This is a genomic window from Segatella copri (assembly GCF_019249765.2).
Classification (GTDB): Bacteria; Bacteroidota; Bacteroidia; order Bacteroidales; family Bacteroidaceae; genus Prevotella; species Prevotella copri_K.
In genome coordinates, this window is record NZ_CP152484.1 from 175839 (window position 1) to 201405 (window position 25567).

Genomic DNA, 25567 nt, shown 5'->3' on the forward strand with positions numbered 1-25567 from the left:
CCTATGGATTTCGAGAACCTTCACCAGATACTGCGTTCCCTGTATGACGAGATGATGCCGCTGTGTTCCGACATGACGGACATTGCCAAGGGACTTGCAGGACTTGGGGCGCTGTTCTATGTCGCCCTGAGGGTTTGGCAGTCACTGTCAAGGGCAGAGCCGATAGACGTATTTCCGCTGCTCCGTCCGTTTGCTATCGGACTTGCCATCATGTTCTTCCCGACCATCGTGCTCGGTACGCTCAACAGCGTGATGAGTCCCATTGTGCAAGGTACACATTCCATGCTGGAGACACAGACCTTCGACATGAATGAATACCGGGCGCAGAAAGACAAGTTGGAGTATGAGGCGATGAAACGCAATCCGGAAACCGCATACCTTGTGAGCAACGAGGAGTTTGACAAGCAGCTTGACGAACTCGGCTGGTCACCCGGCGACGTGGTGACAATGGCAGGAATGTATGTGGAGCGTGGCATGTACAGCATGAAGAAGAGCATCCGTGATTTCTTCCGTGAACTGCTGGAGCTGCTGTTCCAAGCCGCTGCACTGGTCATAGACGTGCTGAGGACATTCTTCCTCATCGTCCTGTCCATCCTCGGACCGCTTTGTTTCGCCATATCGGTATGGGACGGATTCCAGTCCACGCTGACGCAATGGTTCTGCAGGTACATACAGATTTATCTCTGGCTACCCGTTTCGGACTTGTTCAGTACAATCCTTGCCAAGATACAGGTGCTGATGCTGCAAAACGACATCGAGGCATTGCAGAACGACCCGAACTTTTCCATTGAGGCAAGCAACGGTGTTTACATCGTTTTCCTCATTATCGGAATCATCGGTTACTTCACCATACCGACCGTGGCGGGATGGATCATACAGGCAGGTGGTGGCATCGGCAACTACAACCGGAATGTGAACACGGCAGGCTCACTGGGCGGAAGCATCGCAGGAGCAACGGCTGGAAATGTGGCAGGACGTGCCGGAAGGCTCATCAAGAGCGGATTTAAGAAAATATAGTCATTCATGAACAATACAACGAAAAGAAAAATGGAATTCAAGTCATTGAAGAATATCGAGACCTCGTTCAGACAGATACGCCTGTTCTGCATCGTCCTCGTCATCGGTTGCGCTGTTGTTGCAATATGTTCGGTGGTGTTCGCATTCCGATTTGCGGAGAAGCAACGCGAGAAGATATACGTCCTTGACGGAGGCAAGTCGCTGATGCTCGCCCTCTCGCAAGACCTCTCACAGAACAGACCCGCCGAGGCAAGGGAACACGTGAGACGCTTTCATGAGCTGTTCTTTACGCTATCTCCCGAAAAGAGCGCCATCGAGCACAACGTGAAACGAGCCTTGCTGCTGGCAGACAAGAGCGCATACAACTATTACCAGGACTTTGCGGAGAAAGGTTTTTATAACCGACTCATTGCAGGAAACATCAACCAGTCGCTGCAAGTTGACAGCGTGGTCTGTAACTTTGATAACTACCCTTATCAAGCCAAGACCTACGCACGGCAGGTGATACTCCGAGAGAGCAACGTGACGGAGAGAAGTCTTGTCACCGTATGCAGGTTGGTGAATGCCACACGCTCCGATGATAACCCGAATGGTTTTACCATTGAAGGTTTCACCATTGTGGAGAACAGGGACATCAGTACAGTAGAACGATAAAAATAGCAAGAATGGAAAATCCGATTAAGACAATCCAAGAAAAGGTGAATGGTATGAAGGGAAGACTGCGTGACAGGCTGGATTCCCTTCCGCCAAGGGTGAGACTGAAAGTCGTGCTCGTCATGTTCGGCTTGTTAGCCCTCTGTAGCCTTTACATGATAGGTTCAGCCATCATCAACTTCGGAAACGGCAAGACCTCTAATATAGAGGTTGAGCACATAGAGAGTGTAAAGTTGCCCACCGACAAGGGGCAGCAAGTGACCAACCTGAATGAATTGATACATGGAGAAAGAGAAGAATGACAAGGTGGAGCCGGATAAGGCTCCAAAGGAAAAGAAGCCTTTGACCGAAGAGCAGCGTATCAAGCGTAACAAGATGATTGCCATACCGTGCATGTGCCTCGTCTGCGGTCTGGTGCTATGGCTCATCTTCAAGCCGTCTGCATCAGAGGGTGAGAAAGGCAGCAAGGGATTCAACATGGAAATGCCCGATGCGGAGAAGACTGATGTGGAGGCGGACAAGCGCAAGGCATACTCCAAGGAGGATCTTGCCAACAAGCAAAAGGAAAAAAGCAGAGCAATGAACTCTCTTGGTGAGTACATGCCAGGCATTGATTCGACTGCTACACGGCAAGAAAAGGACTTTGACCTGATGCAGTCTGGGCAGCAGCCAACAAAAGCGGAAAGACAGGAGGCGGATGCCATCCGCTCGTCTGCCGAGGCATACCAAATCTTGAACACGACCTTGGGCGGTTTCTATGAACAGCCACAGCAAGGGGGAAGCTGCGAAGATGCTGAGTTGAGGAAACGTCTTGACGAGCTGGAGGCAAGCATGATGCAGCAGGAAAACAAGCGTTCCAATATGGACGAGCAAGTTGCCCTTATGGAGAAGTCCTATCAACTTGCGGCAAAGTACATGCCTGGTGGAAATGCCAATGCGGCAAGTCCTTCATCTGCAGAAACTGCAACAGAGGAAAACAAGGAAGCTGTCACCAAGGGCAAGAAAGCCAAGGTTTCCCCTGTAAGGCAAGTTCAAAGGCGTGTAGTCTCGTCCTTGAACCGCCCCATGAGTAACGGGGAGTTTGTAGCCTCTTACTCGGAAAAAGCTTCGGCAAGATTCAATACCGCCATCGGAAGAGGTGGTGTTTCCGACAAAAACACGATTTCTGCCTGCATCCACGGCAACCAGACCATAACGGACGGACAGGCAGTAAGGTTGAGATTGTTGGAATCTATGCGTGTCGGCAATAGGAAGATACCACGAAATTCTGTCATTGTCGGATTGGCACGATTGCAAGGCGAAAGGCTTTCCATAGCCTTGAAGTCCATTGAGCACAACGGCATGATTATCCCGATTGAGCTTGCCGTCTATGACAATGACGGTCAGGAGGGCATCTTCATCCCGAAGTCGATGGAGGTTGACGCAGCCAAGGAAGTCGGTGCCAACATGGGAAGCTCGCTGAACAGCAGCATCAACATTTCCTCCAATGCCGGTGCACAGCTTGCCTCCGACTTGGGAAAAGGTGTCATACAAGGCGTGTCGCAGTATATCTCCAAGAAGATGCGTACCGTCAAGATACACCTGAAGGCTGGCTACAGGGTCATGCTCTACCAAGAGGAAGATTAGCCGAAAGGCAACAACATTTATACCACTTAATCCAAAAGTTTAATTAAAAGCAAACTAAAATGAAGAAGACAACAATCATGTTCGCCCTTATGCTGGGCGTAGCCTGCACTGCATCAGCGCAGAAGACAGGTAAGAAAAAAGCGCAGAAGTCTGTAAAGACTGAGCAAGTAAGCAATGTTTCTTCCGACCAGGAAGAGAGACTGACCTTGACCAAGGAGGTGTATCCGCAGAAGGAAGAGAACAGCAACCTCTATCACGGCTTGACCAAGAAGCTGACCTTCGACCGCATGATTCCACCTCATGGTTTGGAAGTGACTTATGACAAGACGGTTCATATTCTCTTTCCTGCCTCTGTCAAGTACGTTGACTTGGGTTCAGAGGATTTGATAGCTGGCAAGGCGGACGGTGCGGAGAATGTTATCCGTGTAAAAGCAGCCGTGAAGAACTTCAAGAAAGAGACCAATATGAGCGTCATCACGGAGGATGGCTCATTCTACACCTTCAATGTGAAGTATGCCAAGGAACCGCTCATGCTCAATATCGAGATGGCGGACTTCATCCATGACGGTGAGGCGGTGAACCGTCCGAACAATGCGCAGGAGATTTACCTCAAGGAGTTGGGCAAGGAAAGTCCCATGCTGGTACACCTCATCATGAAGTCCATCCACAAGGAGAACAAACGCAAGGTGAAGCACATCGGCAGCAAGCGTTTTGGAATCCAGTACCTTTTGAAGGGCATCTATGTACACAGTGACTTGCTGTATTTCCACACAGAAATCAAGAACCAGAGCAACGTGCCGTTTAACGTGGACTATATCACATTCAAGGTTGTTGACAAGAAGGTGGCAAAAAGAACCGCCATTCAGGAGCAGGTGCTTCTTCCTGTCCGTGCCTACAACTATGTGGTGCGTGTGGCTGGCAAGAAAACGGAGCAGACGGTGTTCTGCTTGCCGAAATTTACCATTCCCGACGACAAGGAGCTTGTCGTGGAGATGAACGAGAAGGAAGGCGGTCGCCATCAGTCGTTTGTCGTGGAGAACAGCGACTTGGTGCGAGCTTTGACAATCAACGAACTTAGCGTGAAGTAACGGATGAAAAGAAGAAACATTGCAATCATGGCGATGCTTGTCCTCACCGCAGGACAGGCATTCGCCCAAAGATGTCTTCCTCAGATGAAAGGCATTGAGGTGAAGGTCGGCATGGCTGACGGAGTGTATAACGGCAAGAAGTCCTGCAAGGCTGGCTATTACGCAGGACTTGGATTTTCGAATTATACCGAAGGTGGGGACAAGTGGACGTATGGGGCGGAATACCTGCAAGTGAATCAGCCTTACCGCGACACCTCCGTTCCTATAGCGCAAATGACAGGCGAGTTCGGTTATTCCTACAACTTCCTTTCCGACAACAGCAAGACAGTGCTGTTCTATATCGGAGGTACGGCACTGGCTGGCTATGAGTCCGTAAACTGGGGCAAGAGGACCATGTCGGACGGAGCGACCTTGCATAACAAGGGAGCGTTTATCTATGGCGGTGCCGTGGCATTGGAAACGGAAATATACCTGTCGGATGCTATAGCTTTGACCGCTTCCGTTAAGGAAAGGCTTGTTTGGGGCAACAGTACGGGACATTTCCACACGCAGTTTGGCATCGGCATGAAGTTCATCATCAACTAAAACAGTGAGCCTATGGACATCAATGAAATCAAACAAGTGCCTATCGTGGACTTTCTCTATATTCTCGGCATTGAGCCTGTCAAGCACAAGGCTTCGGGACTTTGGTATCATGCGCCATACCGCAACGACCGCAATCCTTCGCTTCGGGTATCAACGGACAAGAATGTCTGGTATGATTATGGCATCGCCAGAGGTGGTGACATCTTCAACCTCGCAGGGGAGTTCATCAACAGCAATGAGTTTGTGGCACAAGCCAAGTTCATATCTGAAACGCTTGGTGGCAGTTTCCCGACATCGTTTCCGCATCATCAAAGGATAGCGGAAAAGGCTGTGAAGGTAAAAGGCAATCCTTTTAGTGATATTGTGGAAAAGCCTTTGAGTCATCCTGCACTTCGGCAGTACTTGCGTGAGCGTGGCATATCGGCTGACGTGGCGAGCCGTTTCTGCTGTCAGGTGGAATACCGATATAATGGCAAACAGTTCTTTGCTGTCGGTTTCAAGAACAACAGCGGTGGCTACGAGATACGCAACCGCTTCTTCAAAGGTTGCGTGTCGCCAAAGGACATCACTCTCATTGGCAGGAACAGCAACGTCTGCCATCTGTACGAGGGTTTTATGGATTTCCTCTCTGCCGTAATTCTCGGCATAGGTCGTGGTGAGGATCATATTGTCCTCAACTCTGTGGCTAATATGCAAAAGGTGCATCATCTTTTGGATGGCTATGCACAAGTGTATTGTCACTTGGACAATGACGAAGCAGGCGAGAATGCCTGTGCCGAACTGCAAAAGCGATATGGAGATAAGGTCATGGACCATTCGCATCTATACACTGGCTACAAGGACTTGAACGAGTACCTGATGAGCCATAAGACAAGAAAGTAACAATCATTCAAAAAGCAACAAGACAATGAAGAAGAACAATAAAATCAAGAAATCAGTGAGCGTGTTGGCATTCCTTTTCGTGTGTGCCGTGTCGGTAATCCTTTCATCGTGCAGCGATGAGCTGGACATTCAGCAGTCGTATCCGTTCAAGGTGGAGACGATGCCTGTGCCAAAGGACATTGTGCGTGGACAGACCGTTGAAATCCGCTGCGAGTTGAAGGCGGAGGGCAAGTTTGACGGCACCATCTATACCATCCGCTATTTTCAGCATGACGGAAAAGGTTCGCTGAGAATGGAGAATGGAACGATGTTCCAGCCTAACGACCGCTATCTGTTGGAGAACGAGAAGTTCCGTCTTTACTATACCTCGGCAAGCACGGAGACACAGACGCTGACAGTGGTGGTAGAGGACAACTTCGGCAAGTCATACGAAATGGAGTTCAGTTTCAACGATACTGATGAGGAGGAAGAGTTTGCGAGAAGTGCCAACAAACTCGGTAGCGTATGAGGTTGATGATATTGTTAGCCTTGCTTCTTGTGTCGGGCAGCTTGTCTGCCCAGACGCAAGGGGCGATAAAGCGAGTTCGTCATGTGTCACGTTTTGAGTTGGCTGTCGCCTGCATCAAGAAGTACGAGGGTCTGCACGGACCGAAGCACTATCCTTATGTCGGATATGGACACAAGCTGTTGCCTGGAGAGCGGTTCTCTCCAAAAATGACGGAGCGGCAAGCCGATGCCTTGCTGCGCTCTGACCTCAGAAAGCTCTGCGCCATGTTTCGTGGTTTCGGTCGTGACTCGCTGCTCTTGGCTGCACTTGCCTACAATGTGGGATGTGGAAAGGTGATGAAAAGCCGGATGTATGCCAAGATGCGAAGTGGCAACAGAAACATCTATCGTGACTATGTGGACTTCAAAAGGTGGAATGGAAAGATAGTGTCCTCCATCGAGCGAAGAAGAAAAATGGAGTATCTGCTCTTGTTTACTCCATAGTATAAGGTTTTATAAAATAGGACAGTCCTTTTGATTGGGGGCTGTCCTTTGTTATTCTGCAAGCATCGCAGATAAGGAAAAGACGGTTTCTTTGCCACTTTCTTTTCCGCTCCTCGGCTCATGAAAGAAAGTGGCGGAACGAATTTTCATCGCTCCGCCGATATGGATTTTATGTTGTTGCAACCATTCGTTGCTCTATAAGTCTTGCATTGCTGTTCACCAAGTTGATGATGTCGGCATGGTGCTCGGTGTCCTTGTTCTGTAGTCCGTGGCATTGTACGACTTTCATCTGTTCGAGTGAAAACTCCACGGTCTCAACCCTGTGTTCGGCTATTCTTGCAGAGAAGATGATGCAGTCGGGATTGAGTGAGTAGTTTGTACCGCTGCCTACACAATGATGCATCGCCTTGCCCTCAAGAACGTGCTCCCTGACGCTTTCAAGCATTCTCACCACGATATTGCCGTCCGTGAACATCAAACCGAAGAAACGGCTCTTCATTTCCTTGAACTTGTCCTCGTTCTTCAATGCCTTGCGTATCTCCTCCTCGGTGCGCTCCTTTTCTTTCTTGGCTCTGATTTTCTCGGATATTCTGTCGTGCTCGGCTTCAAGATTGTCGGGGCAAATGTAATGTGGACTTCTGATGTCCTTGCCCATTTCCACCAACATACAGATGTAGTCCGCCCATTTGCCGATGTCTGTAATAAGGTAATGGTTGCGGTTGGCTATCTTGTAGGCATTCCAACAAGTTTCCAAGTGCCGTGGGTGGTCTATGAAGTGGCGGACGTGTCCGTAACGACATTGTTTCATCATCGTTTCGATGCGGTGGTCTGTCAGCATCGCCTTGAACAATGTAAGCGGTTCGATGCCGTGAAACGCTCCGTCAAAGCCGTTGCGCCATATCTGAGGAATGACTTTCATATCGGGGCAGACCGGAAATGAAGCAATATGCTGATAGGTGGTGTTGTCCCTGCGCAGTTCAATGTCGGAGTCGTAGCAGAACGTGTCCATATAGATACCCATTGTGCGCTTGCGTGCCATAACCTCCACCTTGCCTTTTTCGTTCATCCAATAGCGTGCCACCTCCCAACAATAAATGTCTGCCTTTTGTCCCTTGCGGTAGTATGCTTTCATCTGAAATGCTCGCATAAGTTGCAGTCCCTTGCGCTCAGTGAGTACACTGAAATAGGTAGAAGACATTGCCTTCTGTCGCTTGGTGCGCTGCACTTCCAACTTTGCCTTACACTTCGGGCAGACACATTTGTCCGCATCCTCGTCCGTAGTCCAAGTGTGTCCGCAGTCCATGCAAGTGGTCTGTCCGTGCTTCAACTGAAAGGCATAGTGGTCAAGACATTCACGGAATGCCCATTGCATTTGCGCTCCCTTGATAGGTCGTAACCCCTTGTTTGAGGTTACGACTTGCTTCTGATATTTCGTTCTTGGTTTCATAACGTGTCGAATAATGATGGTTGGTGTACTTCTGTTTCCGTTCTCTGTGAGGTGCGCTTGGCGGTATCTCGGTTACGCATCTTGTTCATCTGCTCTTGCTGATATTGGCGGATGGCTTCCTGTCTTGCCTGTGCCTTCTCCTCCTCTGTGAGTTCGATGTGGTGGTTAACAGACACTTGGCAGTTCAATGGTTTTCCTACCTCAATGTCCTCCTCCTCGTAGTAGTGGATGGCTTGCCCATATATCTCGTCATCGCAAAAGCCGTTGCAACCGCTCTTCTGTACCCAATTAAGGATATAGGTGACGCAATCGTCTATGTTCTTGTCGGGGTTGTCATACTTGGCTGCAAAGAGTTCGTCCTCCATTGCACGCTCCTCCAAATAGGCTTGTATGGTTCTCTTGAAATATTCTGTAGTGTTCATATCTGATGTTGTTAAAGGGGTTGTTACTCGTGATAGATGATGTCGCAGTCCTCAACTTCTGTAGGCAGTCCGAAGAACGGATAATGGCTGAAGTAAGGTTCTGTACACATGTCCTCGTTGTATCTTGGACTTACTATCTCTATATTGTTCTTGCGTATGGCTTCGTCCACCATACGGATTTCCTCGTCTGTCAGTCCGCTTGCATCGCCATTGATGATGTAGCAGAGTGCCCATGTAGGTATCGCTTCAATGCTTCCTTTCATACCGCTTGTACTTTAAAGTGTTAATAACCAAATGAATGTTCCAATCAGTACCACCATAGAAAGAATGGAAATGATGATGCCGAAGATGAACTTCACAATTCCCAATATGACTTCACCGACCATGCAGAGAGCCATATATCCCAACCAAGCCACCAAAGTGATGAGGGTTGAGCCAACTGCGGAGAGTAATCTCCACCAAGTCTGTGTTATATTGATGTTTGTTGTCATATAGCCTTGAATTAAATTTATTTGCGGTTCCAGGAGCTGAAGGGAAGTTCTCGTTTCTTCACCTTTTTGTCGCTCCCTTTTCCGACATTTTTTTTGCGTCTTCCTGTCGCATCGGTCGTTTCGTTTCAGGTGCCTTTCAAGGGCGGCGAGGCTGGAAATACAAGGTTTTTCGGAAAAATACTACCCAACGGTGTGGAGATTTTTTCGAAAACCGAAGGCTCGACCTTTTATTTCCAAAGCCCGCTGCCATACCTTTGCACCTGCACGATAACGGTTGATGCCAAAAGGAAAGACCATGTGGAGGAAAGAAAATCAGAGCGGCAAATGAAAATAGAAACTTCACGGAAGTTTTTGGACTGCACGATTATCGCATACTCATTTCTGAGAAATGGATACAATTACTGTCTTGCAAATGTTTTTAGGAAAATGGAAATCGCATACAAGAATGGCACAGCCTTCAGAGAAATTCCGGTGAAAGAAGAGTATGGCTTATCCATGCTTCTTGCATCGGGTTTTCTCCAAGGCTGTGCAGCCAAGCATGAAAGTGGTCGTTGAGGTTTACATCAATGACTTCTTTTTTGCGGTGGAGTATGCAAACAAAATGGTACGGCAAATCAAGGAATGGTGTTTCTTTTGATCGGTTAGCCTGCAACCGACAAAAAGAAGCACTTTTCCTCATGCCGTACTACTGAGACATGAAAGGGTGGCGTACCACTGTTTCATGTCGTTTGGATTGTGCGATAAAAAATGGAACTGCGAGTTGTGGCTATAAAAATCAGCCGTTGTCAGCACGGCAAACAAAGAAAAGTCCTTGGCAGTATAGTCTTGAAGCATTTCAAGGCATACTGCCAAGGATTTTTCTTGCCGTGCCATAGTCGGAGGAAGTTAGTCTGAGGTACGAGGACTGTCTTTCTTCGACGACGGCTGACTTTTATATAGTACTTTGACAGTGTGAATAGGCTATCATGTGAACCTCAAGAAACTAGAAACGGCAAACAAAAATGCTAATGAAAAATAAAAGAGCATAAAGATTGTATCAGAATGTAATATCCCAAGATAAAATGCGTATTTTTGAATTCTAAATAGTTATAGCTTATGGGGCAACAATATGCAGGCATAAACAATAAATATGGAAAGAAAGGTCATCTGTATGATCTTTCTGCGAAACTCTTGTCACAAACAAAAGGTAGTTTTATGGTCATTTGTCTGGAAAATTCAGACAAGTTTTATTTCCTTCATTGCATAAAGTGTAATTTACAGACTGTATGCAAAGATATGGGATGGGTAATAGTACACCAGCAACTCTTTAATCGTGATTTAGTCATAGGAATGGGCCTTGCAGAGAAGGGTATGTCGGACATGACCATTTTTCGCACAAAAAACGAGGACACATATAAGATTTGGAAAGATGTCTTGCATTTTGTGTTTCTAGGTAATGGTCTCCCGAATATAGATTATTTCTCTTATGACACCTCTTTTATAGGACAGGATTATGCACATGATATAGAATATTACTATATTCATGACTATTATCCGCTTACATGTAAGCAAGTATCCCATAAAGCAAGACAAGTTCGAAATACCGTCTATGCATTCAAAGATGGAGAAAAATCTTTGCTTTGGGCTAAGGTGTTTTCTGTATGCATCTCTAAGCTATCGTGTTTTGACGCAATAAAAGAGAATGCTGTGCTTGTGCCGATACCCGCTTCAACGAAGAAAGCACATGGTAAACGCTTTACTCGATTTTGCAGGGAGTTGGCAAAACGATTGGATATTGCCGATGGATTCCGAACTCTGTGGATTGAATTTGATAGAGAAAAGATGAAAGGTACAATTGGGAAGAACAAAATTGAAAATCTGACATTCAATCGGATACATATAAAAGGCAAGCATGTGTTGCTTGTTGATGACGTAATCACTACAGGTACAAGTTTAGTTCAAATTGGGAAGAAACTATTAGAACTTGGAGCGTTGTCTGTCAGAGGTGTCTTTATGGCTAAAACTGTTCAAGAAACAGAAATGTCGGTATGATGATTTTTGTCTAAATAATAAATAGAAGATAAAAATGTGCTGGAAACATTCTTTATCTTCGATTTATTTTTGTACTTTTGCAACCGAAAGAGTTCTTTAATTGGTTATGCAAATTACAGCAGGATACTACATCCTGTATATTTCTAATTCGTAACCTCTTCTTCTATTGAAACAAAAAGATGTTTCATTTTCAATTACTTACATAAAATAGCGTGTTTTGCTATCGTAACTATCTTGTTTACGGCCGGGGGTAACTAGGGTGAGTAGGAAATCGCTTTTTCTGGGAGTCTATATATATACTATATCTTTCCTATAGTAAACGAACCTTTACATAAGGAAACTCTTAGAAAGTACCCTCCCCTTACTTACCCTACCCACCCCTAGAAGGGCAGGTCGGGGGCGGTATCCTGCTGCGAATAGTCGTCCTCTGCCCTTGGCGATGAAATCGGTGAAGGGTGAACCCCGATGCCAACCTTTAGCGTTAATAATGTGTTAAAAACACTATATAACCCATTATAATAGAGACTCTTATATTTCTAGCATGCGCTGTATATACAAAGTTCTTTTTACTTGGGTTCACCCCAGAGCCGAAAAGGTGAATGCTTGGGGCAAGTGTTCACCCCGCTGTTCACCAATCGGTAAGTGTCGGCAAAGTTACGACAAAACGGCGATATAGGAAATCGGAATTTACCACATTGTAGTAAAAATTAAAAAAAATAAATAATAAATCTTTTAAAAAAGGGGACGATGAAAAAAAACTTCTTTCTGTCGATGAGAAGTGTTGCTCTCCGAGTTTGTTCGTTTTACCAATTGGATTTTCACCCATTATGCTAGCGAGGAGGTTCGCCTGAAGGTATGGATGGGTATTGGCACGGTGTTGTTCTGTCACACGATGGAGAACGCCGATTACGGTTGGCATCCTTTTGGGGTACTCCCAAAAGAACTTGCCTGTCGGTGATTTGTTCCTCCGTAGTCGGATAATTAAGATGGAAAGAACATATAAAAAAGCATAAAAAGTTTCTGATTTTTCTCATAGACAATTTAAATTTTATATTTTTGTGCAAAATTAGAAACAATGACAGAACTATTTCCATGACAGTCCTTTGTTGTCTAAATTTCAGTGACAAAGAGTTATTTGCTTTTAAAAGATTGGTATATTTCTCATCGATCATTTTTCCATAGATGGTTCCCCCAACAGTACGATGCTCATTGTCTATTTCATAATCTGGCTGTATAGTTGATTTTTGGGTAATTGGCTGATAATTTGCAGATTTATTCTGATTTTCTTGGTGGTTTCGAAGAATATGTGTAATTTTGCGACATTATTAAACGTTTAAAATGAAAGGTTATGGCTTTAGAGATAAGAAGTATTCCTGTTTTGACAGGTGAGACTGCTGAACGATTTGTTCGTGAGGCAGAGGAGAATGAACGCAATCCACAAAGAAAGGCATTGCGAATGTCATTTGCTGATGTGGAGAAAATATTGGTTCGTTCAACCGCTAATTTGAAAGCACATGGAGGAAAGAGTCCTTTTGCAAAGTAATTGCTCTCTTTATCGGGTTACGACAAAAGAAGAGCTTGACTCTTTTAGCTGTGGTGATGAAGATCTTGATGATTTCTTTCACCAGGAGGCTTGTCTTTATGATGGGCAATTATTGGGAAAAACATATTTCTTTGCCACGGAAAAAAGTGGTAAGGATGAAATCGTTTGTGCCTTTACATTGGCAAATGATAGTATCAAGGCTGCTTTGATTCCGAATGCTTCAAGAAACAAAATACAGAGAAAAATTCCTAATTCCAAAAGAACAAGAAGTTATCCTGCAGTATTGATAGGAAGACTTGGAGTTGCGAAGAATTTTCAAGGTACTAATGATGGTATTGGCTCACAAGCAATTGACTATATCATATCTTGGTTTTTGTTACCTGATAATAAGACTGGTTGCCGTTTTATTGTGGTTGATGCCTATAACAAGGAAAATGTATTACGTTTTTATGGAAAGAATGGCTTCAAATTCTTGTACTCAACAGAAGAATTAGAGAAAGAAGCAAATCATATTCCTGATGATGAACACTTAGAGTCAAGGATGATGTATCTTGACTTGTTGGGCTATATAAGATAAAAAACAAGAGGTAATCTTTAGAATTCTTCTTAACTCTTTTCTGGCCCACAGATCTCTCAGATTAACACAGATGGGGCAGACGTAAAGTCTGCTTATATCCAAAGATAAAATATACTTATTGGCATAGCCCAATCAATGGGCTATGCTGATGAGTTTTCTATCTGAATATATTGGTATCACTGATTACTATTTCCATTAGGCAAGAACGAAATTATGTAATACTTCCTCTGTCGTTTTGTTGAGTAAGACGGCAACTTTGGATTCTGTAATCAAACCACTTGGCAGGGCACGATAGATAAGGTTCTCGAATCTGGTGCTGTGCTCGTCATCAATGATGCTTTTCTCTTATTCTTCTGCCAGTTCTTTCATCGCATCGTTTAATGTGTTGAAAAGAACGTTGATGTTTTCTTCTTCATTCTTGCATGCCTCCTTGAAGAGGGCAACAGGATCTTCGGTGCTGCTCTTGAGCGGAGTCTCGTTGAGCAGGATGTTGACATTGTTCAGCAACATGCCGTGAAGGGTAGGCATGTGGAGCTGGTGCTGCTCGCCCTCCTTGCTGCCACACTTCAGTCCGGCTGCGTATGCCTTTACGATGATGCGGACCAGGAGATGGATAGCCATCGGCTCGTCGGCGAGACTGATGAGAATGCCATGGGTATAATCGCGTACATGCTCTTCAAGAGTGGTAAACTTGCCCTGAAGAAGCCAGGTGAAGTTACGCTTGTATTCTGACTCCATCGCCTTGTAAAGCTGGTTCGATTTGCAGGCTATGCGCAAGTAGTCGAGCATGGTTGGCTCAAAGGTCGGGTCAGCCTGTTTCATGCTGTCGAAGTTCTTCTTCATGCGCTCGTTGGCTTCCTCGGCAGTCTTGTAGTTGAGGCGTACGAGGGTAGAGAACATGATGTCAAAGAAGTATTGGTTTACCTCGCCATAGTGCTCCAGCATCATCTGCTTGATCTGTTTCGGGTCGTTCTTCTTGCTGAAGTCATTGCCTTCGATGGTAGCATCGATGATGCCACGTGCGTAGGCTTCGAAGAAACCTCTTACAAATGCAGCTACTGCCTGATAACTGTTGATTCTTTTGCTCATTTCTTGTCTGTGTTTATTGGGCTGTTCCTGTTTGGGAATAACAGCTTCTTATTCAAAAGTCTTAAATTCATACCCCTGTTCCATGAGCCATTCTATGGCCTGAGGGAGCGCTGTCTTCAGCTTTTCAATGCTCTTCAGCGAGTCGTGGAAGGTGATGATGCTGCCATTGCGGGCATACCGTTTCACATTGTTCACTACATCTTCTGCCGTCATCCATTTGGAATAGTCGCGCGTCACCACATCCCACATGATGACCTTGTAAGTGCGGTGCAGCCACCAATACTCACTAGGTCGCATCCAGCCGTGAGGTGGACGGAAGAGATGGGCATGGATGATATCGTTCGCCTTATTGGTGTTGAGCACGTAGGAGATGACGCGGTGCTTGAAGGCACCGATATGATTGAATGTATGGTTGCCTACCTGATGACCCTCTGCCACAATCTGATTGTAGAGGTCATGGTGGCGCAATACATTCTCGCCTACCATAAAGAAAGTAGCCTTGATATTGTACTTTCTCAGGGTCTCTAAGATGAATGGAGTTGACTCTGGAATCGGACCGTCATCAAATGTAAGATAGACAGAATGGTCTTTCTTGTTCATTCTCCAGATGGCCTTTGGATATAACCATCTGAGCCATTTGGCTGGTTGCTCTATGAACATGGATAAAACAGGTTTATATGAATAATGAAAAGTTTGGTGTCGTGTTTCGCGACACCAAACTTTTTTCTATTTTTTACTGATTGCCTTCCGGCATTCTGCCACCTCTGCCATGATAGAGACGGTAGAGGTTGTTGAGCTGCTTCTCATACTTCTGCTCCAACTGTGGACTTACCATTCCGGCAGCCTCGCAGATGCTCTGCATGATCATAATCTGACGGATGCAGTCGTGTTCTGCCTGGAGGAAACGGTCGTTTGGCAGCGAGAGATAGTAGTTGAGGTATTGTGAAGCATTCTTCCATACCGCTTCTATATATTCCTTGCCCTTGGCTTTCTGACCGGTCATCAGCCAGCCGCGAGCCATATCCAAGCCACCGCTCATGTAGTCGAGCGTAACATTGTAGGCAGGAATCTCGGTATCAGCCTTCTTCAGGATGTTGATAGCCTTCTGCTTCTTGCCTTCGGCGATGAGCTGGAGGGCTGTCTGGGCGAGCAGGCGACGGTGGGTATAGCACATGCGCATGGTTGTCTCGTCGATGTAGAGTCCCTTCTGCTTCAGGTTGCCGAACTTGAATCGGGTCATGATGTTGTGATAAGCCTTCTCTGTATCAAAGTTCTTGGCACCTGGCTTGTTGGTGGTGAACGGAGTGATACGGTTCACAAGTCCCTCCTGTACGAAGTTGTCACCGAGGTTCATATAGTTCTCTTCGCCTACGGTGAGTGCTACGTAGAGCGGACGGGTCCAGTTGCACTGTGCCAACATTTCGAGCATCATGAGGTCGCCCTTGTAGAGTGCGCTCTTGCCGGCAAGCGAGATGACCATCTTGTCTGGAATAGAATCTGATGCCATCATCATGCCGCTCTTCTTTACAGCCTCCTTGTCGATGGTGACATAGAGGGTATCTGTAGGGATGAAGTGCATGTCAGGGTTCTTGCTGCGTACCCAGTTCTTCAGGATGTTCTTGAGTTCGAACGGTTCGTCACCAAACTGCTTCTTGGCATTCTCTGGATCCTGCTTGTAGAAGTCGAGAATCTGCTTCTTTGCTTCAGGCTCAACAGATACATATTCGTTGGTACCTGAACAGAAGTCGAGACGTGGCCAGGTGATTGGCACAGATGGTGAGTTGTATGCAGGACGCTTCATCTGGTCGATATACCAGTCGGTCTGCAGGTAGCTCAGGTTACATACGCGGGCATCTGTTCCAACGCCTTCTACCTCCTGGTTGTACCAGAGTGGGAAGGTATCGTTATCACCATTGGTAAAGATGATAGGGTTGCCCTTCTCCTGGAGTGACATCAGGTAGTTCTGACCGAAGTCACGGCAGGTGTAACGGTTTGAACGGTCGTGATCATCCCAGGTCTGTGATGCCATCTGGATAGGTACGAGAAGTGTGATGACTGCTACGATAGCTGTTACGGCAGTACCGCTGAGCTTCATCTTGCGCTTTAGGATGTCGATGATGGCGAGTACGCCGAGACCGCACCAGATAGCGTATGCATAGAATGAGCCGGCATAAGCATAGTCACGCTCACGTGGCTGCATAGGTGTCTGATTCAGGTAGATGACGATGGCAAGACCTGTCATGAAGAACAGGAAGAATACAATCCAAAACTGCTGGATTCCGATAGGGAGGAGTACTTCCTCTTCCTTGCCGTTCTTCATTACCTTCTTCTTGCGGGTATACCAAGCCTGCCAGAAAAGTCCGATGAGACCGAGAATCAGCGGCATGCAGTAGAATACATTGTGTCCCTTGTTCTCCTTCAGGTCGTCTGGCAATTTGCTCTGGTCGCCATAGAGTGAATTATCGATGAATGAGAAACCGGTAATCCAGTTTCCGTGCTCTGGCTCACCATTGCCCTGGATGTCGTTCTGACGGCCGGCAAAGTTCCACATGAAGTAGCGCCAGTACATGAAGTTGCACTGGTAAGAGAGGAAGAAGCGGATGTTGTCAAACTGTGACGGCATCTTTACCATCATACTCTCTCCGCAGCGGTCGTAAGGAATCTCTGTGCCTTCTACACCGCCCATCCAGTCTTCGTATGCCTGGGCATGAGCCGAACTGTACATACGAGGGAAGAGCATGTTCTGGGCATAGATATACTTATTCTTGTGACTTACTACGAAGTAAGAGTCCTTCTCATCAGCCGAAGCTTTCTCCTTGCGCTGGTAAACCGGTGCACCTTCCTTCATAACAGGCTTGCACATGTTGCCGTCTACTTCGAGGGCTACCTGTGATGTATAAGCCTGGCCATAGAACAGAGGGCGGTCGCCATACTGGTCGCGGCTCAGATAACTTCCCAGGGTAAAGATGTCCTCAGGAGAGTTCTGGTCCATAGGAGGGTTGGCAGAAGAACGGATCACGATGAGTGCGTAGCTGGAATAACCAATCATCAGCATCAGCATGCAGAGCAAAGCTGTATTCTTGACGCGTGCTGAGATGAGCGGCAGGAGCTGCATCTTCTTCTTGGCGATGCCTGTAGATTCGTCAACGCCTGTTACTACTTCCTGCTTGCGCTTGTAGCCGAGTACGAACCAGAGGATAACCAGCACGATGATGCCGGTAATGGCAGCTGTCCAGCCATATCCGTAGAATGGGATGCCGAGCATGCCGAAGCCGAGAACGAAGGCGATATTCTGCTTCTTCTCGTTCTTCTCTGATGCATTACAGGTCTCGTAGATGCCCCAGATGACAGAGGCTACAAGACAGATGATGTATACGATTTCACCGGTATTGAACGGACAGCCGAGGGTGTTGACAAAGAACAGCTCGAACCAGCCGCCTACGGTGATGATACCTGGAACCACACCATACAGTACGGCTACCACTACGAGGAATGAAAGGAACAGCGCCAGGAGCGAGCCCTTGAGGTTGGCATGTGGCACCTTCTTGTAGTAATAAACCAATACGATGGCTGGGATACAGAGCAGGTTGAGCAGGTGGACACCGATACTCAAACCGGTCATATAGGCGATGAGCACAAGCCAACGGTCGCTATGAGGCTCGTCAGCATGGTCTTCCCACTTCAATATCAGCCAGAATACCACAGCGGTAAAGGCAGAAGAGAACGCATAAACCTCACCCTCGACAGCAGAGAACCAGAAGGTATCGCTGAAGGTGTAGATGAGTGCGCCCACCATACCGGATGCCTCGATGGCAATCAGCTTACTGGTAGTCAGTTCTTTCCAGTCGCTGATGACGAGTCGGCGAGCCAGGTGGGTGATGGTCCAGAAGAGGAACATGATACAGACGGCGCTCAGCAGGGCGCTCATCGTATTTACCATCTTGGCTACCTGGGTAGTGTCGCTGGCGAAATGTGTGAAGAAATTGCCTAAAAGCATGAAGAATGGTGCCCCAGGTGGGTGACCGATCTCCTGCTTGTAAGCAGTCGTAATAAACTCAGGACAGTCCCAGAAACTGGCTGTCGGTTCAATTGTGGAACAATAAGTGAACGCCGCAATGATGAATGCGACCCATCCGAAGATATTGTCCACTAATCTGTACTGTTTCATTATTGTTTAAACTTTAATGTATTATATTTCTTTCTGAATGCTTTCTCTGTTTCTGAATGCTTTCTCTGTGCCTTTCAAAAAGGCACATTCCAGTTGCAAAGATAATAAAAAGATGAGATAATATGGATTTTTGCACCTGTTTTTTAGGCATTATTATATAATAAGCCTATACATTTAAGAAATGCTCTTCCAGTTTCTCTCTCGGCATATCAGCCGTATCGTGGTAGTGGAGATGATGATTTACGCAGGCGATGTGCTTTACGTTATTGAGCACTTCGGCTACATCATGGCTGACGATGATGATGGCGCACTCCCGGTTGATCTGTTCCAGCATCTCGTACATCTGCTTCTGGAAACGGCGGTCGATGTAGGTGTTGGGCTCATCCAGTATCACTACATCGGGTTTCGAAACAATGGCGCGGGCGAGGAGTACTCGCTGCAGTTGTCCGCCGCTCAAGGCTGCGATATGGCGGTCTTTCAACTCCGTGAGCTGCATCTGTTCCAGACAGTCGAGTACCTGCTGGTGCTGTGCCTGGGTGTATCTCGAAAAGAGACTTTTGGTCTTGCTGAGTCCTGAGAGTACCACTTCATAGACGGAGATAGGAAACTGTTTGTCGAGATGATTGTATTGGGGCAGATATCCCATGCTGATTTCCCTTACTTCCTCCCCGTCTTTATAAAAGCGGATGCTGCCGTCTGTGGGTTTCATCAGCCCCAGGATGAGGCGCATGAGAGTTGTCTTGCCACCACCGTTGGGACCGATGATGCCAAGATAATCGTCTTTACAGACGGTGAGGTTGATGTCGTGGAGCACCTCCTTGCCTTCATAGCCAGCAGAAAGATGCTCGATTTTTATGATTGGAGTCATATTATTGTAGTTTTTACTTCCCAACAACGATTTTCTTGCCCTGTACCGCTGCAGCCGCTTCCTGCATCGCCCAGTTCCAATCGCCTTGCAATGGATTGATATTCATTGGCTTGGTGTGGCTCTCCTTGATGAAGGTTGTGGTGTTGCGGTTGGCAAATTCTGCCTGTATCAGGCAGAACTTGATATTCTCTTTTCTGGCTCTCTCTATGAGGCTCTTCAGCTGGGCAGCACTCGGCTCCCTGCCTTCTTCCTCTATGGCAAGCTGCTCCAACTGGTAGTCGCGGGCAAAATAAGTGAGGATAGGATGATAAATCACAAACTTGCGTACCATCTCGGGATGATTCTTGAAACCCTCTCTGATGGTGCTGTCTCGCTTGTCGATGATCTTCAGCAGCGACAGATAGTTCTTCTCAAAGAATACCTTGTTCTTCGGCTCCAGTTCGCAGAGTGCCTTGAAGATGTTGCTGGAGATGATGCGGGCGTTGCTGCAACTCATCCATACGTGTGGGTCGATGTTGCCACCTGGAGTCTTGGCAGGCTTGATGCCCACGGAAGTATCTATCACTTTCATATCTGGAGCGTTGTCCTGCAGCTTCTTCATCCAGGTCTGTTCGAAACCGATGCTTCCCACTTTCAGATAGAGGGCACTCCTGGAGAGTTCCATCATCTGCTGGGCATAAGGCTCGTAAGTTTCTGGATTGTTGCCGTTGGATACCATCACGTTGACATCCACCTTATCTCCGGCAATCTTATCAACGAAAAACTTGTAGGGAGGGATGGTTACGGTAACAGCAGGTTTGCCATCGCTGTTGGCGACAGATTCCTTTCCGTTACTTTCTGCGGTGTTGCCTTTCTGCTGGCTGCCTTTACAGCCTGCGAAAACCACACATAATATAATAAGGTATAAATACTTTCTCATAAGCAGTCAATCTATATAAATCAATTCTTTGTTTTCTTTGCAGCTTGTTTAAAAGATGAAACTGAGTCCGTAAACCAGCAGTACATATCTCAACACCTTTCCGATGGTGATGCTGATGACAGAAATCACGATGTTGGCTCTCGTCAGTCCCAAAACGATGGTGATGGCACTTCCCAACAGGGGCAGGAAGGCGAAGAATCCCATCCAGGCACCTCTGTCGGCCATGAAGTTCTGAGCCTTGTCAAGACTCTCTTTCTTTACATGCAGATATTTCTCTATCCATTCCAGCTTGCCCATCCGTCCTACGCCATAGTTGAACATAGAACCGAGCACATTGCCGATGCTTCCATACAGTACGAGCTGGATAGGTTCCAGTCCGGCAGCCTGTAAGCCCGACATGACCACCTCGCTGCTGAAGGGAAAGAAACTGCCGGCAAGGAAGGCTGATACCAGCATGCCCCAGTAGCCCCAGCTCATCAAGAAATCTATCATCCAACTCATAGTAATATGCTCTCTGGTACGAGTATGTTGTAAGCCATGATAAGTACCAGCATGATGAGCAGCAGGATGAAGGAGATGTTGGTAAACTTACCTCTGGTGAATGTGATGAAATGGGCGATAAGCGGTGCTGTATTCACAATCAGGATGCCGCCCAGTTCCTGTATATGTTGAGGCTGGAGGACGATGAAGATGATGCAGGCAACCGATATCATGATAAACGTTTCGTAGATCATGCGGGTGCGTATCTTATCGCCGTAGCTGGTGCGTATGAAGTGGATGGAACCGATGATGGTGAGCAGGGTAACGAAACTCAGGTTCAGAATCTGATGGTCGGTAACCTGCGAATAATCAAAGAGTTCGCTGTAGTTGATGAATTCGCAGAAGTGGTCAGCCAGCCCCTGTATGTTGTCGGTATAGAAGAAATAACCGGCTGCAAACCAGTAGGGCACGATGAGACCTACCAGGGATGCAAAGAATGTCTTTACGCTAAACGAGAGGGTAAACACCATCATCATAATCCACAGTATAGGCATGAAATAGCCTATCTGCACGAAAATCATCGATGCCAGACCGATGCAGGCAAAGGCGTAGAAAGTCCAGCCTGTTGAGCGTTTATCCTGATAGCAATTCCAGATAATGAGATAAAAGGCGATGAAACACATCGTCACAATACTGCTTTTTAAAGAGAGTTGGGGGAGTCCTGTCATCGTCAGTAATGCCAGAAAACTGCAGGATACCATTCGGCTGTAGGTACGCATGAGGGCATTACGGTTGTTCAGTTCCACCATCAGCAGGGTAGACATGGCTGTGAAAGCAAATTCTACCCAGATATTGGATACCAATAAACCTACTGCAACCCAAACCAGTGTGGCAAGGGTTGCAGTAATTGGTAAAGAGTAGCGGCTAGCCGCTACTTTATTTTGAAAAGTTTTCTTTCTTAACATCTAATTCAATGTTGAATGCTTAAAACAATGTTGAATGTTGAATGTTGAATGTTGAATTGCCTAACGGACTCAAGGGCGCTAGCCTAATTCAACATTCAACATTCAACATTCAACATTAAAATCTAAAGGTCCTGTCCGATATCAGAACGGAAGTACTTGTCGGTGAACTGGATCTTCTGTGCCTCAGCAAAGCTCTTCTTCAAGGCTTCTTCCTTGTCCTTGCCGTAGCTGCTTACGCAGATGACACGACCACCGTTGGTTACTACCTGACCATCCTTCATGGCTGTACCGGAGTGGAAGACTACCGAACCTTCTACATCGTCGATGCCATGGATAGGATAACCCTTCTTGTAAGCCTCAGGATAACCGCCGCTTACGAGCATCACGCAGACTGCTGCACGCTCATCAAACTCGATGCTGCGCTTGTCCAAATCGCCTGCTGCTACACCTTCGAAGAGATCCACGATGTCGCTCTTCAGGCGGAGCATCACGCTCTCTGTCTCAGGGTCACCCATACGGCAGTTGTACTCGATGACCATAGGCTCGCCTTCAACGTTGATCAGACCGAAGAAGATGAATCCCTTATAGTCGATGTTCTCCTCAGCAAGTCCCTCTACGGTAGGACGGATGATGCGCTCGTCAACCTTCTGCATCCACTCCTTGGTAGCGAATGGTACAGGGGTAACGCTACCCATACCGCCGGTGTTCAGACCAGTATCGTGCTCGCCGATGCGCTTGTAATCCTTAGCCTCAGGCAGAATCTTGTAGTTCTTGCCGTCGGTCAATACGAATACAGAGCACTCGATGCCGCTCAGGAATTCCTCGATGACTACGCGTGCAGAAGCGTTGCCGAACATACCGTCGAGCATCTCCTTGAACTCTTTCTTAGCCTCTTCCAGGGTAGGGAGGATGAGAACGCCCTTACCGGCGCACAAACCGTCAGCCTTCAATACATAAGGAGCCTTCAGTGTCTCCAGGAATTTCAAGCCTTCCTCTACGTGCTCGCCGTCGAAAGTCTCATACTGGGCAGTAGGGATGTTGTGGCGCTTCATGAACTTCTTGGCGAAGTCCTTGCTGCCTTCCAATACGGCGCCAGCCTTTGATGGACCGATGACAGGGATGTTCTTGGTGCGAGGATCGTTCTTGAAGTCATCGTAAACACCCTTTACCAATGGGTCTTCCGGACCAACTACCACCATATCAACGCCATTTTCTACTGTGAAGTTCTTGAGCGCCTCAAAGTCGTCTGCCTTGATATCTACGTTCTCGCCGACATTCTGAGTACCGGCATTACCAGGAGCGATGAAGAGTTTCTCACACTTTTCGCTCTGAGCGATTTTCCATGCTAAGGCGTGCTCGCGGCCACCGCCTCCTAACAATAAAATTTTCATTTGCTGTAAGTTATTGTTTGTTATTTGATGTAGAAGTAAACTCCCCTTTTCCGGGGGATGTTTACTTCTAGATATTTACTTGAGATAATCGAAAAAATAATTGCTGATGCGCTCATGCAGATGAGTGCTCTGATGACCTCTCATGTTGTGAGGCTCGCCAGGATAGACGAAGAAGTCTGGCTGGGTGCCTGCTGCGATGCAAGCCTTGAGGAAGGTAAGGCAGTGCTGTGGCACTACAGTCACATCGTTCAAGCCCTGGATAATCTGCAGCTTGCCCTTCAGATTCTTTGCCTGATAGAGCAGAGAGGTCTTCCTGTAACCCTCTGGGTTGGTCTGTGGGGTGTCCATATAGCGCTCGCCATACATTACCTCGTACCAGTGCCAGTCGATTACCGGACCGCCTGCTACGCCTACCTTGAACACATCCGGGTGGTTGGTCATCAGTGAGATGGTCATGAATCCGCCGAAGCTCCAGCCGTGAACGCCAATCTTGTCAGCATCTACGTAAGGAAGCGTCTTCAGATATTCCACGCCCTTCATCTGGTCTTGCATCTCAATCTGTCCGAGCTGGCGGAAGGTAGCCTGCTCGAAAGCCTTGCCACGGTTCTCGCTTCCACGGTTGTCGAGGATGAAGAGCAGATAGCCCTTTTCTGCCATGTAGGTTTCCCAACCACGGCTAGAGTAGTTCCAGCGGGCATCTACGTTGTGGGCATGAGGTCCACCATATACATATATAATGGTAGGATACTTCTTGTTTGGATCGAAGTTTACCGGTTTCACCATTCTCCAGTAGAGGTCTGTTTCGCCATCGGCAGCCTTGATGGTACCGCAGCTGTACTCAGGTACATTGTAGCCCTTCCAAGGGTTCTCGGCAGTAAAGTAAGCGGTGCGCTTGCCGTTCTCGGTATTCACGAGGGCAATCTTGCGAGGCACGGTAGGAGTAGAGTAGTTGTCGAAGACATACTGTCCGTTCTCGCTCAAAGTGGCGCTGTGCCATCCCTTGCCGCAATCATCTACCAGCGTACGCTTGCCGGTTTTTGTATCTACGGCAAAGATGTTTCTCTGGATAGGCGATTTCTCGTTGGATGCGATGATGATACTCTTGCGCTTGCTGTTGAAGCCGAGTACTTCCATCACCTCCCATTTACCGGAAGTCAACTGCTTGATTTCGAGTGATTCTGTATTGTTTGCCATGCGGCTTCCGTGCTTGCCCAGGGTGCAGAGGTAGAGGTGGTTGTAGCCATCCTTGCGGCTCTGCATGATAAAGCTGTTGCTGTCCCAAGGCAGGAACTGGATAGGATGACATGGTTCTACATATTTCTCATCGGTCTCGCGATAGAGCTCGCCAGTCTTCTCGCCGGTTTCTGCATTGTAGGCAGTCAGACGGCAGTCGTTCTGGTCGCGGTTCAGTTCGAACATATAGATGGTCTTGCTGTCCGGACTCCATGCGATGTTGGTGAAGTAGCGGTCGGTTGGATCGCCAGCTTTCAGATAGATGGTCTTGCCGGTCATGCAGTCGAACACGCCTACGGTTACCTTGTGTGATGTCTCGCCTGTCATCGGATACTTGTCTGGTGCAGGAGTAGCGATGCAACTCTGTGTTTCAGGATGATTGAAACCGATTTCCGGGATGTCGACCTGCGGATAGTCGGTTACCATACTCTGGTCCATGCGATAGAAGGCGAGCAGTTCGCCGTTCGGACTCCAGAAGGTTCCCTTGCTGATGCCGAACTCATCGCGGTGAACACTCTGTCCATAAACAATTTCGCGGCTTCCGTCCTTTGAGAGCTGGAAATCGTGAGATTTCTTCTCTTTTGTCAGGGCGTTGCTGGTTACATCGAAGGTACGCACATAGAGGTTGCTGCCCTTCAGATAGGCGAAGGCGTTCTGCTGGGCGTTGGCCTCCAGGAGGTTCTCGCCGTCAGCAAAATCCATCTCGCTCAGCAGCTTATGCTTCTTGAAGTCTACGGTATAAGTCTTGCTGCCGTTGCTTACCATCACGATGCTCTTGCCTGCAAAAGGGAAGAGAGCATTGTAGAGGGCTCTTACCTTGATGTCTTTGGTAGGAGCAATCCACTGGTTGATGTCATTGATGCCGAAGAGTCTGGTCTCCTTGCCTGTCGTCTTGTTGACGAGATAGCAGGCATCCACATCCTGGCGAACGAGTTCATTGCCCCACCAGGTGCACCAGCGGTTCTTGGCTACCATGTTACGATAGTTGTTGCCGCCGAAGTTCAGGTCTTCCAATGTAAAGGCTTTCTCGCCTTTCTGAGCAGGAACCACGCCCTGAGCCTGTAAGTCGGTTGCATTCATAGCCATCATAATCATAGCAGC

At 47.3% G+C, this 25567-nt stretch carries 26 protein-coding genes; 13 read left to right on the forward strand and 13 right to left on the reverse strand.

Annotated features, from left to right (window positions below; translation table 11 throughout):
- The first annotated feature begins 3 nt into the window (after window positions 1-3).
- The 9 genes from traJ to KUA46_RS00770 are packed head-to-tail and all read left to right on the forward strand — an operon-like array spanning window position 4 to window position 6842.
- Entirely contained in the window at window positions 4-1017 is a 1014-nt protein-coding gene (traJ, locus tag KUA46_RS00730; protein WP_068856391.1) for a conjugative transposon protein TraJ, read from the forward strand.
- 30 nt (window positions 1018-1047) lie between these two features.
- A complete protein-coding gene (gene traK, locus KUA46_RS00735) occupies window positions 1048-1671 on the forward strand; it encodes a conjugative transposon protein TraK (RefSeq protein ID WP_068856390.1) in 624 nt (207 codons plus the stop codon).
- Between the two features lie 11 nt (window positions 1672-1682).
- A complete protein-coding gene (locus tag KUA46_RS00740) occupies window positions 1683-1973 on the forward strand; it encodes a TraL conjugative transposon family protein (RefSeq protein ID WP_256625049.1) in 291 nt (96 codons plus the stop codon).
- A complete protein-coding gene (gene traM / locus KUA46_RS00745; RefSeq protein WP_218487230.1) occupies window positions 1954-3297 on the forward strand; it encodes a conjugative transposon protein TraM in 1344 nt (447 codons plus the stop codon). The genes KUA46_RS00740 and traM overlap by 20 nt, the downstream gene beginning before the upstream one ends.
- A 59-nt stretch (window positions 3298-3356) precedes the next feature.
- On the forward strand, window positions 3357-4385 hold the full coding sequence (gene traN, locus KUA46_RS00750) for a conjugative transposon protein TraN (RefSeq protein ID WP_218487229.1): 1029 nt from the start codon (window positions 3357-3359) through the stop codon (window positions 4383-4385).
- A 3-nt stretch (window positions 4386-4388) separates the two neighbouring features.
- Entirely contained in the window at window positions 4389-4970 is a 582-nt protein-coding gene (locus KUA46_RS00755; RefSeq protein ID WP_218487228.1) for a conjugal transfer protein TraO, read from the forward strand.
- A 12-nt stretch (window positions 4971-4982) separates the two neighbouring features.
- Window positions 4983-5852 (forward strand): toprim domain-containing protein, encoded by an 870-nt coding sequence (locus tag KUA46_RS00760; RefSeq protein ID WP_218487227.1) that lies wholly within the window; start codon window positions 4983-4985, stop codon window positions 5850-5852.
- A gap of 25 nt (window positions 5853-5877) precedes the next feature.
- The gene (locus tag KUA46_RS00765; RefSeq protein WP_218487226.1) at window positions 5878-6360 is read left to right on the forward strand and encodes a DUF3872 domain-containing protein; all 483 of its coding nucleotides are present in this window, start codon (window positions 5878-5880) and stop codon (window positions 6358-6360) included.
- Window positions 6357-6842, forward strand: a complete 486-nt coding sequence (locus KUA46_RS00770; RefSeq protein WP_218487225.1) for a glycoside hydrolase family protein — start codon at window positions 6357-6359, stop codon at window positions 6840-6842. Before KUA46_RS00765 ends, KUA46_RS00770 begins: the two co-directional genes overlap by 4 nt.
- A 169-nt stretch (window positions 6843-7011) precedes the next feature.
- Here KUA46_RS00770 and KUA46_RS00775 read toward each other — a convergent pair whose 3' ends face one another.
- The 4 genes from KUA46_RS00775 to KUA46_RS00790 are packed head-to-tail and all read right to left on the reverse strand — an operon-like array spanning window position 7012 to window position 9202.
- Window positions 7012-8289 (reverse strand): PcfJ domain-containing protein, encoded by a 1278-nt coding sequence (locus tag KUA46_RS00775; protein ID WP_218487224.1) that lies wholly within the window; start codon window positions 8287-8289, stop codon window positions 7012-7014.
- Window positions 8286-8711, reverse strand: coding sequence for a PcfK-like family protein (locus tag KUA46_RS00780; RefSeq protein ID WP_434725807.1), 426 nt, complete (start codon window positions 8709-8711; stop codon window positions 8286-8288). Before KUA46_RS00780 ends, KUA46_RS00775 begins: the two co-directional genes overlap by 4 nt.
- Window positions 8712-8734: 23 nt before the next feature.
- A complete protein-coding gene (locus tag KUA46_RS00785; RefSeq protein ID WP_218487223.1) occupies window positions 8735-8974 on the reverse strand; it encodes a DUF6926 domain-containing protein in 240 nt (79 codons plus the stop codon).
- Between the two features lie 12 nt (window positions 8975-8986).
- Entirely contained in the window at window positions 8987-9202 is a 216-nt protein-coding gene (locus tag KUA46_RS00790; RefSeq protein ID WP_005823733.1) for a hypothetical protein, read from the reverse strand.
- A 426-nt stretch (window positions 9203-9628) separates the two neighbouring features.
- Between KUA46_RS00790 and KUA46_RS00795 the strand changes: the two genes are divergently transcribed.
- The 4 genes from KUA46_RS00795 to KUA46_RS00810 all read left to right on the forward strand — a co-directional run bounded on the left by KUA46_RS00795 (window position 9629) and on the right by KUA46_RS00810 (window position 13353).
- The gene (locus KUA46_RS00795; RefSeq protein ID WP_254918964.1) at window positions 9629-9757 is read left to right on the forward strand and encodes a hypothetical protein; all 129 of its coding nucleotides are present in this window, start codon (window positions 9629-9631) and stop codon (window positions 9755-9757) included.
- Between the two features lie 540 nt (window positions 9758-10297).
- Window positions 10298-11233 carry a ComF family protein gene (locus KUA46_RS00800; protein ID WP_218487222.1) on the forward strand — a complete coding sequence of 312 codons (936 nt, stop codon included), beginning with the start codon at window positions 10298-10300 and terminating at the stop codon, window positions 11231-11233.
- 1348 nt (window positions 11234-12581) lie between these two features.
- Window positions 12582-12776, forward strand: coding sequence for a hypothetical protein (locus tag KUA46_RS00805; protein WP_117588040.1), 195 nt, complete (start codon window positions 12582-12584; stop codon window positions 12774-12776).
- Window positions 12748-13353 (forward strand): GNAT family N-acetyltransferase, encoded by a 606-nt coding sequence (locus KUA46_RS00810; protein WP_153138461.1) that lies wholly within the window; start codon window positions 12748-12750, stop codon window positions 13351-13353. The genes KUA46_RS00805 and KUA46_RS00810 overlap by 29 nt, the downstream gene beginning before the upstream one ends.
- Before the next feature lie 345 nt (window positions 13354-13698).
- Here KUA46_RS00810 and KUA46_RS00815 read toward each other — a convergent pair whose 3' ends face one another.
- The 9 genes from KUA46_RS00815 to KUA46_RS00855 form a co-directional block, all read right to left on the reverse strand.
- A complete protein-coding gene (locus tag KUA46_RS00815; protein ID WP_022120806.1) occupies window positions 13699-14442 on the reverse strand; it encodes a hypothetical protein in 744 nt (247 codons plus the stop codon).
- Between the two features lie 48 nt (window positions 14443-14490).
- Complete coding sequence (locus KUA46_RS00820) at window positions 14491-15102, reverse strand: polysaccharide deacetylase family protein (protein ID WP_218487221.1); 612 nt, start codon at window positions 15100-15102, stop codon at window positions 14491-14493.
- 73 nt (window positions 15103-15175) lie between these two features.
- Window positions 15176-18610 carry a glycosyltransferase family 117 protein gene (locus tag KUA46_RS00825; RefSeq protein WP_218487220.1) on the reverse strand — a complete coding sequence of 1145 codons (3435 nt, stop codon included), beginning with the start codon at window positions 18608-18610 and terminating at the stop codon, window positions 15176-15178.
- A 166-nt stretch (window positions 18611-18776) separates the two neighbouring features.
- On the reverse strand, window positions 18777-19478 hold the full coding sequence (locus KUA46_RS00830) for a metal ABC transporter ATP-binding protein (protein ID WP_153083617.1): 702 nt from the start codon (window positions 19476-19478) through the stop codon (window positions 18777-18779).
- A gap of 13 nt (window positions 19479-19491) precedes the next feature.
- Window positions 19492-20397, reverse strand: coding sequence for a metal ABC transporter solute-binding protein, Zn/Mn family (locus KUA46_RS00835; protein WP_217326833.1), 906 nt, complete (start codon window positions 20395-20397; stop codon window positions 19492-19494).
- Window positions 20398-20445: 48 nt separating this feature from the next.
- Window positions 20446-20898 carry a YqaA family protein gene (locus KUA46_RS00840; RefSeq protein ID WP_119229903.1) on the reverse strand — a complete coding sequence of 151 codons (453 nt, stop codon included), beginning with the start codon at window positions 20896-20898 and terminating at the stop codon, window positions 20446-20448.
- Entirely contained in the window at window positions 20895-21842 is a 948-nt protein-coding gene (locus tag KUA46_RS00845) for a hypothetical protein (protein WP_218487219.1), read from the reverse strand. The genes KUA46_RS00840 and KUA46_RS00845 overlap by 4 nt, the downstream gene beginning before the upstream one ends.
- 122 nt (window positions 21843-21964) lie before the next feature.
- Entirely contained in the window at window positions 21965-23233 is a 1269-nt protein-coding gene (gene purD, locus KUA46_RS00850; protein ID WP_218487218.1) for a phosphoribosylamine--glycine ligase, read from the reverse strand.
- A 75-nt stretch (window positions 23234-23308) separates the two neighbouring features.
- Window positions 23309-25552, reverse strand: coding sequence for a S9 family peptidase (locus KUA46_RS00855; protein WP_256625051.1), 2244 nt, complete (start codon window positions 25550-25552; stop codon window positions 23309-23311).
- Between the last annotated feature and the right edge of the window lie 15 nt (window positions 25553-25567).